At 68.6% G+C, this 14,785-nt stretch carries 15 protein-coding genes and 1 tRNA gene; 5 read left to right on the top strand and 11 right to left on the bottom strand.

Features of this window, described 5'->3' with window-relative positions; translation table 11 throughout:
* Positions 1-9: 9 nt before the first annotated feature.
* From KBY97_RS09280 to KBY97_RS09290, 3 genes are read right to left on the bottom strand one after another with little or no spacing between them, the layout of a single operon-like run.
* On the bottom strand, positions 10-831 hold the full coding sequence (locus tag KBY97_RS09280; RefSeq protein WP_255146559.1) for an ion channel: 822 nt from the start codon (positions 829-831) through the stop codon (positions 10-12).
* 7 nt (positions 832-838) lie between these two features.
* Entirely contained in the window at positions 839-2,008 is a 1,170-nt protein-coding gene (gene moeB, locus KBY97_RS09285; RefSeq protein ID WP_255146560.1) for a molybdopterin-synthase adenylyltransferase MoeB, read from the bottom strand.
* A gap of 46 nt (positions 2,009-2,054) precedes the next feature.
* Positions 2,055-2,552, bottom strand: a complete 498-nt coding sequence (locus KBY97_RS09290) for a M67 family metallopeptidase (RefSeq protein WP_255146561.1) — start codon at positions 2,550-2,552, stop codon at positions 2,055-2,057.
* A 40-nt stretch (positions 2,553-2,592) separates the two neighbouring features.
* On the opposite strand from KBY97_RS09290, the gene KBY97_RS09295 reads away from it, so the two are divergent.
* On the top strand, positions 2,593-2,973 hold the full coding sequence (locus KBY97_RS09295) for a CAAD domain-containing protein (RefSeq protein ID WP_255146562.1): 381 nt from the start codon (positions 2,593-2,595) through the stop codon (positions 2,971-2,973).
* A gap of 3 nt (positions 2,974-2,976) precedes the next feature.
* Here KBY97_RS09295 and KBY97_RS09300 read toward each other — a convergent pair whose 3' ends face one another.
* Positions 2,977-3,933 carry a fructosamine kinase family protein gene (locus tag KBY97_RS09300; protein ID WP_255146563.1) on the bottom strand — a complete coding sequence of 319 codons (957 nt, stop codon included), beginning with the start codon at positions 3,931-3,933 and terminating at the stop codon, positions 2,977-2,979.
* Here KBY97_RS09300 and crtD point away from each other — a divergent pair.
* Positions 3,914-5,428 (top strand): C-3',4' desaturase CrtD, encoded by a 1,515-nt coding sequence (gene crtD, locus KBY97_RS09305; protein ID WP_255146564.1) that lies wholly within the window; start codon positions 3,914-3,916, stop codon positions 5,426-5,428. The two genes, KBY97_RS09300 and crtD, sit on opposite strands and share 20 nt — an antisense overlap.
* Here the strand turns inward: crtD and KBY97_RS09310 are convergent.
* Positions 5,425-6,345, bottom strand: a complete 921-nt coding sequence (locus KBY97_RS09310; RefSeq protein WP_255146565.1) for a prephenate/arogenate dehydrogenase — start codon at positions 6,343-6,345, stop codon at positions 5,425-5,427. The genes crtD and KBY97_RS09310 overlap by 4 nt on opposite strands.
* Before the next feature lie 42 nt (positions 6,346-6,387).
* On the opposite strand from KBY97_RS09310, the gene KBY97_RS09315 reads away from it, so the two are divergent.
* From KBY97_RS09315 to KBY97_RS09325, 3 genes are all read left to right on the top strand, one after another.
* A complete protein-coding gene (locus KBY97_RS09315; RefSeq protein ID WP_255146566.1) occupies positions 6,388-7,821 on the top strand; it encodes a helicase in 1,434 nt (477 codons plus the stop codon).
* Between the two features lie 65 nt (positions 7,822-7,886).
* Positions 7,887-8,135, top strand: a complete 249-nt coding sequence (locus KBY97_RS09320) for a DUF2839 domain-containing protein (protein WP_255146635.1) — start codon at positions 7,887-7,889, stop codon at positions 8,133-8,135.
* Between the two features lie 181 nt (positions 8,136-8,316).
* Positions 8,317-8,715, top strand: coding sequence for a DUF1815 family protein (locus KBY97_RS09325; protein ID WP_255146636.1), 399 nt, complete (start codon positions 8,317-8,319; stop codon positions 8,713-8,715).
* A gap of 168 nt (positions 8,716-8,883) precedes the next feature.
* On the opposite strand, the gene recA is transcribed toward KBY97_RS09325, so the two are convergent.
* The 6 genes from recA to KBY97_RS09355 form a co-directional block, all read right to left on the bottom strand.
* Positions 8,884-10,071 (bottom strand): recombinase RecA, encoded by a 1,188-nt coding sequence (recA, locus tag KBY97_RS09330; RefSeq protein ID WP_255146637.1) that lies wholly within the window; start codon positions 10,069-10,071, stop codon positions 8,884-8,886.
* A 148-nt stretch (positions 10,072-10,219) separates the two neighbouring features.
* On the bottom strand, positions 10,220-10,969 hold the full coding sequence (locus KBY97_RS09335) for an HAD family hydrolase (RefSeq protein WP_255146567.1): 750 nt from the start codon (positions 10,967-10,969) through the stop codon (positions 10,220-10,222).
* Positions 10,970-10,995: 26 nt separating this feature from the next.
* Positions 10,996-11,067: transfer RNA gene (locus tag KBY97_RS09340), tRNA-Gln, on the bottom strand.
* A 154-nt stretch (positions 11,068-11,221) separates the two neighbouring features.
* The gene (locus KBY97_RS09345) at positions 11,222-12,916 is read right to left on the bottom strand and encodes an AAA family ATPase (protein WP_255146568.1); all 1,695 of its coding nucleotides are present in this window, start codon (positions 12,914-12,916) and stop codon (positions 11,222-11,224) included.
* Between the two features lie 32 nt (positions 12,917-12,948).
* Positions 12,949-14,043: an LdpA C-terminal domain-containing domain gene (locus tag KBY97_RS09350; protein WP_255146569.1), complete on the bottom strand. Its 1,095-nt coding sequence runs from the start codon at positions 14,041-14,043 to the stop codon at positions 12,949-12,951.
* Positions 14,033-14,494 carry an NAD(P)H-quinone oxidoreductase subunit N gene (locus KBY97_RS09355; protein WP_255146570.1) on the bottom strand — a complete coding sequence of 154 codons (462 nt, stop codon included), beginning with the start codon at positions 14,492-14,494 and terminating at the stop codon, positions 14,033-14,035. The genes KBY97_RS09350 and KBY97_RS09355 overlap by 11 nt, the downstream gene beginning before the upstream one ends.
* Between the last annotated feature and the right edge of the window lie 291 nt (positions 14,495-14,785).

Raw genomic sequence — 14,785 nt, forward strand, 5'->3', positions numbered from 1 at the left:
CATTTTCGATCATTCGTTTCTGCTCCTGTTGGCATCGAGCGGCAGGGGCAGGCGCCCCTCCTCAATCTCCTCTTCGATCAGATCCACCTCCCGGTTGGCGATGAAGCGGCCGAGCAACAGGCCCACCAACAAGGACACATACAACGTGCTGCAGAGACTGAGCAGAATCGCCAACCGTTCGCCCAAGGGATTACCGGGCAATACATCGCCATAGCCAAGCCCGCCCAAGGTGACGAAGCTGAAATAGGTGAGCCGGTCGAGCAGGAAGTCGTTGTGCGCTTCAACTCCCAGGTTGAAACTGCCCGGGTGAATCACCTGAATGGCCGTGGCCAGGATTCCACCGGTGAGGCCCAGATGCACGTAGCCCGCCGCCGCGCCGGCCAGCACCTTCAGATTCACCCGCGGCACCCGGGCCAGCACCAGCACGAATCGCACCGTTGTGGAGAGGAAGAAGACCGTGAGCACGAGCAGCGCCACCACCCGCACCTCCCGGTTCGGCCAGCCCCCGGCCAGCAGCGGCACCCAAGTGCCGAAGGCCGCTAACAGGCCGAGCAGGCGGTAGAGCTGAACCCGCAGCAGCTGCGAAGAAGAATGCCGGATCGCCGGCAACAGCCGGATCGATTGGAACACCAGCAGCGACACCATCACTGGCATCAGCAGTTGGGCGAGGCCCACCGCGCTGATCGAGGCCACCGGCATCAGGAACACCGGCAGCAGGGTCAGCAGCAGGAAAGGAACGAACTGCTCCTCAAGTTGCAGCAGGCGCCTCTCCTCCTGCCGCCGGCTGGAACGCTCACGCTCCGTCAATGCCGCCCTTCCCTCCGGGGGCATGTGGAGATCAGTAGAGCGGAACGGAAGGATCGACCTCCTCGCTCCAGGCCTTGATGCCTCCTGTCACGTTGACGCCCTCAATGCCGTGCCGCTTGAGCGCGATCAGGGCTTTGGCCGAACGGCCGCCGAGCTTGCAGTGCACATACAAACGTTTGCCCGCAGCCAGCTCGCGCACCTGCTCAATGGCCTCCCCGCTTTCGATCTGATCGAGGGGAACCAGCACCCCACCAGGCATCACGGCGATCTCCGCCTCCGGCGGGTTGCGCACATCGAGCAGCAGCAGATCGGTGGGCTGGCTGTCGAGCAAGGCCTTGAGCTCCTGCACGCTCACAGATGGCACACTGCCGGCTTCCTCCTGGCCGGGCGCTGAGCCGCCGACTCCACAAAACTCCTGATAATCGATCAGTTTGTCGATCACCGGACGCTCAGGGCTGGGGCGCAGCTTCAGTTCCCGGAAAGTCATCTTCAGAGCATCGAACAACATCAGACGACCGCTGAGTGTGGTGCCGATGCCCACGATGATCTTCACCGCTTCAGTGGCCTGGATCATGCCGATGATGCCCGGAAGCACACCCACCACTCCGCCTTCGGCGCAGGACGGCACCATGCCAGGCGGTGGCGGCTCGGGGAACAGATCGCGGTAGTTCGGCCCGCCCTGGTAGTTGAACACCGTGGCCTGGCCCTCGAAGCGGAAGATCGAGCCGTAGACGTTGGGCTTGTCGAGCAGCACGCAGGCGTCGTTCACCAGATAACGGGTTGGGAAGTTATCGGTTCCATCGCAGATCACGTCGTAGGGGGCGATGATCTCGAGCGCGTTCTCGCTGGTGAGCGCCGTTTCGTAGAGATCAACCTGGCAGTGGGGGTTGATTTCATGGATGCGGTGCCGTGCCGATTCGATCTTCGGCTTGCCCACCCAGCTGGTGCCGTGAATCACCTGGCGCTGCAGGTTGCTGCTGTCCACCACATCGAAATCAACGATGCCGAGACGGCCGACGCCTGCGGCGGCCAGATAGAGCAGCAAGGGGGAACCAAGGCCACCTGTGCCCACGCAGAGCACCGAGGAGGCTTTGAGGCGCTTCTGTCCTTCCATGCCCACCTCGGGCAGGATCAGGTGGCGTGAGAAGCGGGCCACCTCATCGGGTGTGAGCTGGACGCCGGTGGTGTCGGGAGGAAGCATGGGCGAAAGGCCGGTGGCCAGAACAGCCGCTCGGGCGGCACGTGCTTCAGTCTCCCAAACACCCGGGCCTTGCCTCACCATCCGAGGCCAGGAGCAGCGGCAGCGGCTGGACCTCGGTGCCACCGCCGGCTTCCGTCAGCCACCAGCCCCGCAGTTCGTGGTGCAGGCCTGAGGCGATCAGCAACACCGTGGGGGGCACCGCCAGCTCCAGATCAAGCGCCGAAGGCACCGCCGCGCTGGCGGGATGGCTGTGCGCCGCGCCAATCACCGCCAGGCCGCGACTGCGCGCCCACTTCTGCGCCTGCAGGTGCTCACGCGGATCCAGGGCGAAACGCCGATGCCGCTCCTGTTCCGGTTCCCACACATTTAGGCAGGGCCACACCGTGCAGACCAACCAGCCGCGGTCTGCAAGACCCATGCCCGACGGGCCCGAGCCGATCAGCAGAGCGCAGCCCTCCCGGGGGTGGGCCGCTCGCACGATCGCCTCAAGCAACGTCAGGGCGCGCCGATCGATCAGCAGCTGTTCTGGCCAAGAGCCACCCATACCGATACGTTATGGGCCATCACCAAACCCCGCTCCTTTGATGTCCGAAACAATCACCGAGCAGGACGTGGAGACCAGCAGCCATGTGCCCGCTGCCGAGAGCAGTGACTCCGGGGCGAGCTTCAACTCCCGCTACGGCGAGATCCTTACCAAGGTGAACCAGACCCTTGAGCAGGTGGACTGGAACCAGGCCGGCAAGGCCGGCAAAGCACTCGGCATCCTGCTGGCCGTGATCGTGGCCCAAATCCTGATCAAAGGGGTGCTCGACACGATCAACCTGCTGCCCGTGGTTCCCGGCCTGCTGGAGCTGCTGGGCCTGGTGGTGGTGGGCACCTGGAGTTGGAAGAATCTCACCACCAGCGAAAAGCGCTCCGTCGTGCTGGAACGCCTCCGTACTCTGCGGCAGGAATACCTGGGCTGAGGCTTAGAGCAGCCGGTCGATTAACTCCTGAGCCTGCCTCCAGTAGCCGCCACCGAACAGGTTGGCGTGATTGAGCAGGTGGTACAGGTCATATACGTGCCGCCGGCGCACGTCACCTGCTGGCAATTGCCATTCGCGCCCGTAGCCCAGAAAGAAGTCCGCCGGGAAACCGCCGAACATCCGCGCCATAGCCAGGTCCACTTCCCGGTCGCCGCGGTAGACGGCCGGATCAAACAGGGCCGGCAGCGGTGGATCCTGCAGCAGCGCGGCATTGCCGCTCCACAGATCGCCATGCACGAGGCAGGGATCAGGGTCGTGGGCGTCGAGCCAGCCGGGCAGATCTGCCAGCAGCTGCTTCCCGCCGCGTAGCTGTTTGCCCTTCGCCGCCGCCAGCTTCAGCTGCACGCCCAAGCGCCGCTCGGCGAAGAAGCGCCCCCAGCGGTCCTGCCAACCGTTGCGCTGGGGGTTCGTCCCGATGAAGTTGTCGTGGGACCAGCCGAACCGCTGGGGCTGGCCGGCGGCGCTGCGCCGGTGCAGGCGCGCAAGACCAGCTCCGAAGTCGCTCCAGGCCTGCGAGGTGCCGCCATGCGCCAGCGTCAGCCATGGCAACACCAGCACCGCTTCCCCCTCCACCAGCCCGCAATGCAGGGGCCGCGGCACCACCAGGTCGGCATCAGTGGCGGCCGCCAGGGCCTTGAGGCCGGCCGCTTCGGCCTGAAGCATCGGCAACGCCGCAGCGCCATTGGTTTTGGCGAAGAAGCGGCGGCCGTCGGCGAGCTGCAACTGCCAGGCGTGGTGGATGCAGCCGCCCCCCACTGGCTGGCGAGCTAGCAACGGCGCCTGAAGCACCTGCTGCACCCAGGCCGCCAGCGAATCGTGTGCCACGGCCACCCCGTCACCACTGCCAGCATGCCGGCTCTTCACTGGCGGGGCCGCGAAGGTGGGCGCAGAGGCCGGCACGGCCACAGGCAGCTGCGACGTGGCCGTGCTCGGCGCTGGCATCGCCGGCCTCACGGCAGCGGCCCTGCTGGCGCGGCAGGGCCTGGATGTGCAGCTGCTCGAAGCCCATCACCAGAGCGGTGGCTGCGCCGGCACCTTCCGCCGCCAGGGCTATGTGTTCGATGTGGGGGCCACCCAGGTGGCCGGCCTGGAGCCGGGCGGCATTCACGCGCGGATCTTCGAGCAGCTGGGGGTGGAGGCGCCGGTTGCCACCCCCCTTGACCCCGGCTGCGTTGTGGATCTGGCCGATGGCCAGCCGGCGGTGCGGCTCTGGCGTGATCCCGAGCGCTGGCGGCAGGAACGGCAGCGGCACTTCCCGGGTTCAGAGCGCTTCTGGGGGCTGTGCGAAGCGATTCACCAGGCCAACTGGGGCTTCGCGGGGCGGGGGCCGGTGCTGCCGCCCCGCAGCCCCTGGGACCTGGGCCAGCTGCTGGGGGCGCTGCGCCCCGCCAATCTGGCCAGCGGGGTGCTGGTGGGGAGCACGGTCGCCGATCTGCTGCGGCTCACGGGCTGCGCCAGCGACGCGCGGCTGCGGCGGTTTCTCGATCTGCAGCTGCGCCTCTACTCCCAGGAGCCGGCCCACCGCACCGCCGCGCTCTATGGCGCCAGCGTGTTGTCAATGGCTCAGGCACCCCTTGGCCTGTTCCATCTGGCGCCCTCGATGCAGGCGCTGAGCGACGCGCTGGAGCTGGGGTTGGCGCGCGCCGGCGGCAGGTTGCGCTTGCGGCACCGGGTGAGTGAGCTACAGCAGCACGGCGAGGGCTGGACGGTGCGAGGCACAGGCCCAGGCGGCAGCCACTGGCAGTTGCTCGCCCGTGAGCTGGTCTGCAGCCTTCCCCCCCAGGCCTTGCCGGACCTGTTGCCAGCAGATGCGTTGCCGGCTGGATATGGAGCCCGGCTGCGGCACTTGGAGGATCCCAGTGGCGCGCTGGTGTTGTACGCGGCGGTGGAGCGCAGCGCACTGCCGGCCGACTGCCCGGCCCACCTGCAGCTCGACTGGGCCGACCCTGGCTCCCTGTTCGTGTCGGTGAGCCGTGAGGGAGATGGCCGGGCGCCGGCGGGGGAGGCCACCGTGATCGCCAGCGTGTTCACCCCGGCCCGGCCCTGGTTCGAGGGCGACGCATTGGCTCACCGCTCCCGCAAACAGACGGCGATGGCGGGGCTTCAGGCGGGGCTGAGCCGGTTGCTCGGGCTCACGCCGGCGCACTACCGCCACGCGGAACTGTCCACACCACGCAGCTTCGCCCGCTGGACCGGGCGGCCCTTCGGGTTCGTGGGCGGGCTGGGCCAGCATCCCTCCCGCTTCGGCCCCTTCGGGCTGGCCAGCCGCACCCCCTTGCCTGGCTTCTGGCTCTGCGGCGATGCCATCTATCCCGGCGAAGGCACCGCGGGCGTGAGCCTGTCGGCGCAGATGGTGAGCCGGCAACTGCTGGCACGGCGGGGGATGGCGGCTTAGAGAAACTCCGGCCGCAGGCGCTGGCCGGCCGCCAGCGCCTCGTGCAGATCGGCCCAGCGCTCCTCCTGCAGCAAGCCCTCCAGCTGATCGAATGATCGCCGGTAGGAGGTCAGGGCCGCCAGCACCTGCTCCCGGTTGCAACGGGCCATCAGGGCACCCAGTTCCGGGTTGCCGCCCCCCACCCGTGTGGTGTCGGCAAAGCCACTGGAGGCCAGCGCACGCACCAGAGCCCTGGCATCTGCGTCCACGCCCCCGTCGCCGGCTGACCCGTCGCCAGAGGCCGGCGCCGCCGCCACGCCCCGATCCGCCGCTTGCAGAAGAGCGGCACCCACCAGCACCGGCAGGTGGGAAATCAGCGCCACTGCGCGGTCGTGGGCCTTGGGGTCGCACAGGAGAAAACGGGCCTCCACGGCATCCGAGAGGCCGCGCACGGCCTCCAGAGCCGCCGGGTCGGTGTCCGGCGTGGGCGTCACCACCCAGGGGCGTCCACGGAACAGATGGCGCACCCCCGCTTCCACCCCGGCCTCGGCGGTGCCGGCCATCGGGTGGCTGGCCACAAAACGGGGCACGATCCCCTGCCAGGTCCGCAGCACGGGCGCCTTGACCGAGCCCACATCGGTGATCACCGCTTCCGGCGGCAGGGCAGCCAGCAACGCCGGGTCCGGCGCCAGCAGCTGATCGAGCGGCAGTGCCAGCACCACCAGCTGGCAACCGGCCAGCACGGCGGGATCGGTGCTGACCCGGCCGGCCAGCCCGCGCTGGCGGGCCCGCGCCGCCGTGCTCTCCCGCCGCACCAGCCCCCGCACATCCCAGCCGCGGGCGCTCAGATCGAGGCCGAGGGAGCCGCCGATCAGGCCCAGCCCCACCAGCCCCACCACCCCCGTCGTTTGATCGGGGTGCATCGTCTGGGCTGTCATCGCTGCCACGGTCCGCTCGGAGCAGCTTCCTACGATTCGCGCATGTTGGAAGCCCGCGCCCACCAGCAGCTCAAGCAACTCCTGCGGCAGGAGGGTGGCGTGGGCTGGCCGCATCACCTCACGCTCAGCCGGGTGGTGGGGCGCAGCCTGCGGCGCGGCGATCATTGCTGCCTGCAGCTCGCCCCGGGCAGCGATCCGGGCTGGCTGGTGGCGCTGCTCGTGCCGATGGCCCTGGCGGCGGCACCGTTGGTGCTGGTGGTGAGCGAGCCGATGCGGCGGCGCCTGCTGCAGGTGGAGCTGCCCCGGCTGCGGGCCGCTGGGCTCACGCTGCCCTGCTGGGAAGGGGAGTCGCCTCCCCACGACACCACCCTCTGGCTGATGAATCATCATCAGCTGGTGAAGGCCTGGCGGGGCGGCAGCCTCGGAGATCGCCACCTGGTGATTCCCGAGGAGGAGATCCTTGAAGCACGGCTTCGCACTGCGCTGGATCAGCGGCTCGCTCCCCAGCACTGGGACCAGATCCGCCTCAGCCTGCCGGCGGCGGACACGAGCCTGCTGGAGCTGCACCAGCGGCTCGGCCGCCGGATCCTCAGCCATCCAGGCACACCCTCGGCCCAGGTGCCCCTGCCACCCGAAGACGAAGCGCCACTGCGGCAACTGCTGCCCCTGCTCGGGCCACTGCCAAGTCCATGGCCCGAGTGGATGGCCGCCAGCGGCCCGGGCTGGACGAGCTGGGCCACGGTGGATCGCCAGCTGCTGCAGTGGGAGCTTCACCGGGTGCCGCTGGAACCACTGGAGGTGATGCCGGGGCTGCTCGATGGCCGGGCCTTGGTGCTGGTGGGCCAGCGCGGGGCACCGGTGCAGCTGACGGGGTTCACCCCCCTGGTGAGCGTGGATCTGGCCGATCCGCCCCTATCCGACCCCTTGCCGCTCTATGCGCCCCTGCGCCAGCCCCTGCCCAACAGCCCCCAGTACGGCGAGCACCTGCTCGATCACTGCCGTCGTCTGGTGCTGGGCCAGGCCGGCCTCACGATCGTGCTCGTTGACGATGCCGGCCTGCGCCTGCCACTGGCGGCTGCGCTGGCGGCTGAATTCGGCACGAGGGTGTGCCATCAGGACACGGCACCGGAGAGCAATGGTGTGATCTGCTGTGGCTGGAACTGGTGGCTGGAGCATCAGGAGCGATTGCCGGTGCCCTGCCAGGTGGTGGTCGGTCCGCTGCCGATCGCCAGCCTGGAAGACCCACTCACTGCCGCCCGGGTGATGCGGCTGCGGCAGCAGGGGCGCGACTGGTTCCGCGAACTGCTCCTTCCTGAAGCGCTCGATCGTCTACAGCGCGGCCTGGCCAGCCTCAGGCGAGGCGGGGCGGGGCGACTGGCCGTGCTGGATGGCCGGGTCCGCAGCCGCAGCTGGGGGCGTCAGGTGTTGCGCGCCCTGGAACCCTGGGTGGCTCTGAATCGCCTGCTGCCGGGCTGAGCCGCCTGCCGCCGGCACCGTTGGAAGCCACCTCTACGCTGAGCCGCAGCGGGGACAGACCAGCCATGGGTGAAGCAAGACGGAGGGCACAACAAGGCCTGCCACCACGCCAGAAGGCAAAGGCATCCGCAGCCAAGGACACCTCACCACGCCTGGTGGAATGGTTTCCGCTCACTCGCGACCAGGCCGACCGCTTCGTGAAGCTCAGCACCCGCGGCGCCTGGGTGGGCATCGGCGGCTTGGTGCTGTTCTGGGTGTCCGTGCGCTTCATCGGCCCGGCCGCCGGCTGGTGGCAACTGTCCGACACCCCCTGACATTGGTCTGATAGTCATCTGCTGCTGATCACCATCTGCTGGCCGCCACAGCTGCACTGGCGGAGCCCCCAGCTCTGCCTGCTGAGCGCCGCAGTCGTCACCACCTGCTGACGCGGCAGCATGAATGGTCGCAACAATTGGAAGAAAACCTTATGATCGAGCGGTTCAACGGTTCTCCGTGATGTTTACCCGTCTGGCTGAGCAATACCGCTCGCTGGCTCAGGATCTCGTCATGAGCCTTCAGGCTCTTGCCAACAGCCTGCAGCGCAAAGGGCTGGTGGCCACTTGCTACGTCTGCGGAGACGGCCAGGAACGACAAGGCGCTTCATTCGTGGCCGATCTGGGTGACACCCACACCATCCGCTTCCTGGTGTCTGACTGCGGCATCAGCTGGGTGGAATCGCGCAACGGCCATGAACTGGTGCGGCTGGACGGGGCCGATGCCATTCAGGAACTGCAACGGGTGACAGCCTTCCTGCAACAGGTTCCAGCCGACGCCAATGTGCTAGTTGCACCGAACCAACGACAGCCTGTGCTGATCAGCACAACATCCCAACCCCTCGATGAATTGGTGGGTTGATCGGCTCGTCCCTGTGTGGCTGATGCCCTGAGCGGGCCAGCCACACAGGGACGAGCCGATCACCTGACAGGGAAAGAGCCGGAAGGTTCCGACAGCGGCCAGGCTTGCTACTGATGGCCTGATTCCGTCTCAATTCCTCTCCCAGCTGCCCTGGTGCTGGGTCTGCGCTCAGCGCGCAGCCAGGCCGGCCTCCTCCACTTCGGCGTCATCAGCGTCGGAGCCGTCCGGTTCAGCCGCAGCCGACTTGGCCGCCAGCGACTTCACGGAATTGGCCATCACATCGGCCCCTTCGGTGAGTTTGCGGCGCACGATCGCTTCGATCGCCTCCTTCTGGGCGGGGTTCTGCTCCAGCCAGGTGATGGTGTTGTCACGCCCCTGGCCGATGTTGTCGCCCTCGTAGCTGTACCAGGCACCCTTGCGGACCACCACGGCCGTTTCCTCGGCCAGATCCAGCACGCAGCCCAGGGTGCTGATGCCGCGGCCGAAGAGGATGTCGAACTCAGCGATGCGGAAGGGGGGCGCCACCTTGTTCTTGGCCACCTTCACCTTGGCCCGGATGCCGTACTCCTCGGTGCCGCGCTTGAGGGTCTGAATGCGGCGGATGTCGAGGCGAACCGAGGCATAGAACTTGAGGGCATTGCCTCCCGTGGTGGTTTCCGGGTTGCCGTAGGTCACCCCGATCTTCTGGCGCAACTGGTTCAGGAAGATCACCGTGCAGCCCGATTTGCCGATGTTGCCGGTGATCTTGCGCATGGCCTGGCTCATCAGACGGGCCTGGCTTCCCACTGCCAGATCGCCCATCTCCCCTTCGATTTCCGCCCGTGGGGTGAGCGCTGCCACCGAGTCGACCACAACGATGTCGACGGCCGCAGAACGCACCAACTGATCGACGATCTCCAGCGCCATTTCGCCGGTGTCCGGCTGGGACACCAGCAGATTCTCCACATCGACCCCGAGGGCCGCCGCGTAGACCGGATCCAGGGCATGTTCGGCGTCAACGAAGGCTGCCACGCCACCACGGCGCTGGGCTTCGGCGATCGCATGCAGCGTGAGCGTGGTTTTCCCTGAGCTCTCGGGGCCGTAGATCTCCACCACCCGGCCCTTGGGATAGCCACCGCCGAGGGCAAGATCGAGGGTGAGCGCACCGGTGGAAACGGTTTCAACCCGCATGCGGGAGGCATCCCCGAGGCGCATGATTGAACCCTTGCCGAAGTTGCGCTCGATCTGACCGAGCACGAGATCAAGGGCCTTGTCGCGGGCGGCGGCGGCGGAACCAAGGGCGGCAGCCGAGGATCCGGCGGCGGCGGAGCGGGGATGGGCGGCCCTGAGATCAGTGCTCTTGGGGTCGGCAGGCATGGTCAACGGTGGGTGAGAGAACAGGCCGCTGATCGAGACGTCCGAAGCGGGACATCCTGCGGCCTCAAAGGCACAGGTGCCACCAAATCGGGTGGACGTATCAGGCCGGCGCGCCAGACAGGAATTAGTACAGGCGTACGCTAGCGGATCAGGGCCAGGTCGCCAAGGGGGCCGCAAAGCGTTCCGGGCGGAGCAGGGCGATGCCTGGCGGCAGGTCGATCAGATCGGCCGCGCGCACATACCCCCACGACACCAGAAAACAGCGCACGGGGGTCAACCCCGGCGTGGCCCGCACCTGCTCCAGGGTGGGGCGCCGGTCTTCGATGAACCAGATCGGCCTGTTCAGCGACCGCAACTGCAGCAGCACCTCCGGTTTCGGTCCCTGCTCATGGCCGAAGAGCTGCCAGGGCCGGAGCCCCTCGGCAGAGAGCAGCTCAGCGGCGAAGGCCGCCCCCTTGGTGGTGAGCACCGCCCAGTCGGCCCCCTCGCCGCTCAGGGCCTCCAGCCGCTGCGGCACGCCGGGGTAGGGGCGGTGCAGCGCCAGCCAGGCGCTGCGGTCGGTGGCGATGGCCTCGCGGCGCACCAGCTCCAGCGCCTCCTGAAGCTGGGAGGGCTGCCACCCCCAGCGCTTCAGGGCGCAGTCCAGGGCCCCGTCGTAGTCGGCCAGGGTGTCCGTGAGCCGGTGGTCGTCGCGACCCAGCTCAGCGGCCAGCAGCACCATCTCCCAGCCCTTGTGGATCAGGGGCCGCAGCTGGGCGAAACCGGGCGGCGCCGACGCAGGCAGGTGCAGGTCGGGGCGCAGCTGCAGAGCAGCCCGGCAGGCGCTCCACCAGTACTCGGCCATGCCGTCGACCAGCACCCCGTCAAAATCGAACACCAGCAGGGGGCTGGAGGACACAGGGGGAGCTCAGAGGAGTGTCAAAACTGGGCCGCTAGGATTCGAACCTAGGAATGGCGGGACCAAAACCCGCTGCCTTACCACTTGGCGACGGCCCAACGCGCAGTTGTGGGGTGGTCCGGGGAGCAGGCCCGCAGGCCGTCAACGCAGTGGAACACCCGACGCCCGGGATCCAGATAGTTACCCACAGCGAGCCGTCCTTCGTCAATCTCCCACCGTGCCGGCAGGGATCACGGCGGGCGCCGGCAGCGCTCAGCGCGGGAACACCCGCAGCCGCAGCTCCCCGCCGGTGCCGAACTCGGCACAGCGCAGTCCATAGCGGCGCACCTGCTCCGCCTGGATCTGGCGGACGCGGGCGCTGCGAGGCAGTAACTCCACGGGGCAGCCGCGGGGCAGGACCACCTGCTCCACCGCCAGACGGCACTCCTCCATGGCGCCGGCGGCATCGTCCGGGAGCACCTGCAACGGCGCCTCCCCTTCCGGCTGGCGCCGCAGCAGCAGCCGCTGCAGACCCCGTTGAACCTGATGCAGGCTGTCGGACTTGATCACCAGGATCGGCACGCCATGGAGCTGGGCCTGCCGCCGCACCTCCGGGTCCTGGCCCAGCTGGTTGCGCACGGTGAGCACCGCATCCGCCTGCTCCAGATCAACAACCTGCTCAACGGCATAGTGGCGGCTGCGCACCGCCTGCTCCATCAATGCAGCGCTGATGCCGCAGCTGAACAGGCGGAGGGTCGCGGCTGCCGGCTCCACCAGAGGGCGCCGGTGCGGCGCTGGCAGGGAAGGATCAGGCAGCGGCACCGGCGCCAGCGGCGGTGCCGGATCCGGCCGCCGCGGCTCGCGGCGGGGCGCTGACAGCTCCGCGCACGTCAAACGGGGTGGGGCCGGGGGAGCGGCCCCGTCCTCGAGCCGCACCCGGCCGGAGGCATCGCATTCGCGCACCTGGGGGCGGGCGGGCTGCCCCCTGAGCTGGAAATCCACCGTGCGGGCTACGTCGCGGTGCACCAGCCAGCGGCTGCGGCTGTGCATCTCCACCGCCAGCGGGAAGGTGGGGTCAGCGCAGCGCTCCAGCACGGTCTTCTGGGAGCCGCGCCGCCGGGCTTCCTCATCGCCGAGCGTCACCGACTGAATGCCCCCGATCAGGTCGCAGAGGGTGGGGTTCTTGATCAGGTTGGCCAGCTCATTGCCATGGGCCGTGGCCACCAGCTGCACCCCCCGTTCGGCGATCGTGCGGGCCGCCTGGGCCTCCAGCAATGTGCCGATCTCATCGATCACGATGACCTCTGGCATGTGGTTCTCCACCGCCTCGATCATCACCTGATGCTGCAACTCAGGACGCGCCACCTGCATGCGTCGGGCCCGGCCGATGGCGGGGTGGGGGATGTCGCCGTCACCGGCGATCTCGTTGCTGGTGTCGATCACCACCACGCGGCGCTCCAGGTCGTCCGCCAGCACCCGGGCGATCTCCCGCAGGGCCGTGGTCTTACCGACACCAGGACGCCCCATCAACAGCAGCGACTGACCGGAATCCAGCAGATCCCGCACCATGGCCACCGTGCCGTACACGGCCCGGCCCACCCGGCAGGTGAGACCCACCACATCGCCGGTGCGGTTGCGGATGGCGCTGATGCGGTGCAGGGTGCGCTCGATGCCCGCCCGGTTATCACCACCGAAGTGGCCGACGCGCTCCACCACGGCCGCCAGGTCCGAGCGGTCGATCGGCTGGTCGGTGAGGGCGATGGCACGCCCCGGGTAGCGGGCCTCCGGGCAGCGGCCCAGATCGAGCACCACCTCAAGCAGCTGGTCGCGGCTCCCAGTGGCGGCAAAGGCCTCGCGCACCCGCTCTGGGAGCACCGCCAGCAGCGCTTCGAGATCGTCGGTCACCCGCTGGGGTGCGAAGGCGCCGGCAGGGGCGAGGGCGAGAGGGGCAGCGTCGGGAGCTTGCATAGCCAATCACTCCAGAACTGCCGTTCTAGCCATCAAGAGGCCAGCCACGGGCCCACCAGCTGCCGGGCCCTTGCCAGCGCCTCGGGCCAGAGGTCCGCGTCGTCGAGCAGCCGTCTGCCCCGCCGCTCGGCTTCGAGCAGCAGCGGCTGCAGCTGACGGCGCGCCATCCCGCCGAAGGCCACACCAGCACTGAGCCGCCGTGCCGCAGCCGCAGAGCCCGCATGACGACGCAAGAGCTCCAGGGTGTGGCCGTTGGTGCCGCCCGCCAGCTGCAGGGGGCCCGGGGGTGCCCAGGGCCGCAACGCCGCCAGCAGCCGAACCGCGGCATGGGCCGTGCCGCCCCCCACATCGCCGCTCATCGGCCGGCCATCGAGCTGCCAGAGCGGCCGCAGCCCTGCCACACGGAGGCGCGCAAACCGTTGCCAGAGCTCCGCGGCCAACCGTTCCAGGCCTGAAGGCTCCGCGCTTGAACGATCCGTGCCGGAAGCTTCCGCGCGGGTAGCCAGCACCTCCCCCCGGCCGCTGGCGGGTGCTTCCAAGCCGCAACTGACAGACAGATACTGCAGCGGCAGATGGGCAGCCAGCACCTGATCCAGGCGCTGGGCGAAAGCAACGCCGCGGCCGGGCTGGGTGTGGATCTCCACCGCATCGGGCCGCAGCGCCGCCAGCAGGGGGGTCACCGCCTCCGCCGGCAGGGCGTGCTCCCTGGCATCGATCAGGCCGAGCGGGCAGGCCGGTAGACAACGCCCGCAGCCATAGCAACGCTCGGCGATCACGCCGCCACGCTCACCGATGGCCAGGGCCGGGCACACCCGCGCACAGGGACGGGGACAGGTGGGCGGGCAGTGCTCAGGATCGAAGCGGGCCTTGCGGAAGTGCGGATCGGCCCCATCGCTGAGGCTCAGCATCAGCCAGGGGGCGGAGTGGCCCGTGGAGCGCTCCATCCCCCAGGCCACGCCGCGTCGGGCTGCCGCCACCACGGCTGGATCAGCCGCCACATCGATCGCCTGAACACCCGCCAGCGTATAGATGCCGCAGAGGTCAACGATCGCGGCCAGATCCTGGTTGCTGGCACCGCAGATCAACTTGACCCAATGGCCACGGCGCAGGGCCTGCTCAGGCGGCAAGGCACTGGTCGAGCGGACGCCAACGCAGCGAGCGAGAGCCACCCATCTCAGCCACGATGCGTAGACGTGGTTCCCGTTGGGTGAGCCCGCACAGGGCGGAGAGCTCAGCTGCAGAGAGCACCTGGGCTTCCAGCAGCCAGAGCAGGATTGGCTTGGTGCCTTCCAGCAAAGGGCCGAGCTGGGGCATCACCTGCTGGACGTCGCCGACGGCAGCGGCATTGCTAACGCTGTGATGGCCAAGGTGCGGCGGACGGATGCCGTGGGACTGAAGCAGGAACACTTCGGGGTCGCCAAGACCGCGGGCAGAGGTCATCTGCGCGCGATAGCCAGCGGCACGCAGGCGCCGCATCAGGCGCGTCTCAGCGCCCCCTTCCAGAGGGGCATAGAGGGCAAGAGCACCAGCCTTCTCCAGATCTTCCCGAAAGCGACGGCCGGTGAGCAGGAGCGGCATGGACGGCAGCGCCAGGAACGGAGGCAGTCTGGCAGCAGGCTTTCGGGAATAGGGGGTCAGATCATGCGGTACTGTGGATTCTTGTGCATGTGTTCTGCGCCCGTCCGCTAGCCGGGCCTCCGGAACCTTGCGCGGATCCACCGCTGTCGGTGGATCCTCCCGGCCAGTTCGGCGCCGAGCAGCTCCGCTGCTTCACCGCCGACGGGAAACTCACCGTCATCCGGCTTCGTGCCCGACGGGAAAGTCCCAGCCTGCTGAATTCGCCCACCGCTAGCCCCCGGCACTGCCTGC

The organism is Synechococcus sp. ATX 2A4 (assembly GCF_024346375.1).
In the GTDB taxonomy this organism is placed as follows: Bacteria; Cyanobacteriota; Cyanobacteriia; order PCC-6307; family Cyanobiaceae; genus MW101C3.

Coding starts and splice junctions, on each gene's coding strand:
- KBY97_RS09280 (WP_255146559.1), bottom strand. CDS start 831: ATGCCCCCGGAGGGAAGGGCGGCATTGACGGAGCGTGAGCGTTCCAGC.
- moeB (WP_255146560.1), bottom strand. CDS start 2,008: ATGCTTCCTCCCGACACCACCGGCGTCCAGCTCACACCCGATGAGGTG.
- KBY97_RS09290 (WP_255146561.1), bottom strand. CDS start 2,552: ATGGGTGGCTCTTGGCCAGAACAGCTGCTGATCGATCGGCGCGCCCTG.
- KBY97_RS09295 (WP_255146562.1), top strand. CDS start 2,593: ATGTCCGAAACAATCACCGAGCAGGACGTGGAGACCAGCAGCCATGTG.
- KBY97_RS09310 (WP_255146565.1), bottom strand. CDS start 6,345: ATGACAGCCCAGACGATGCACCCCGATCAAACGACGGGGGTGGTGGGG.
- KBY97_RS09315 (WP_255146566.1), top strand. CDS start 6,388: ATGTTGGAAGCCCGCGCCCACCAGCAGCTCAAGCAACTCCTGCGGCAG.
- KBY97_RS09320 (WP_255146635.1), top strand. CDS start 7,887: ATGGGTGAAGCAAGACGGAGGGCACAACAAGGCCTGCCACCACGCCAG.
- KBY97_RS09325 (WP_255146636.1), top strand. CDS start 8,317: ATGTTTACCCGTCTGGCTGAGCAATACCGCTCGCTGGCTCAGGATCTC.
- recA (WP_255146637.1), bottom strand. CDS start 10,071: ATGCCTGCCGACCCCAAGAGCACTGATCTCAGGGCCGCCCATCCCCGC.
- KBY97_RS09345 (WP_255146568.1), bottom strand. CDS start 12,916: ATGCAAGCTCCCGACGCTGCCCCTCTCGCCCTCGCCCCTGCCGGCGCC.
- KBY97_RS09355 (WP_255146570.1), bottom strand. CDS start 14,494: ATGCCGCTCCTGCTCACCGGCCGTCGCTTTCGGGAAGATCTGGAGAAG.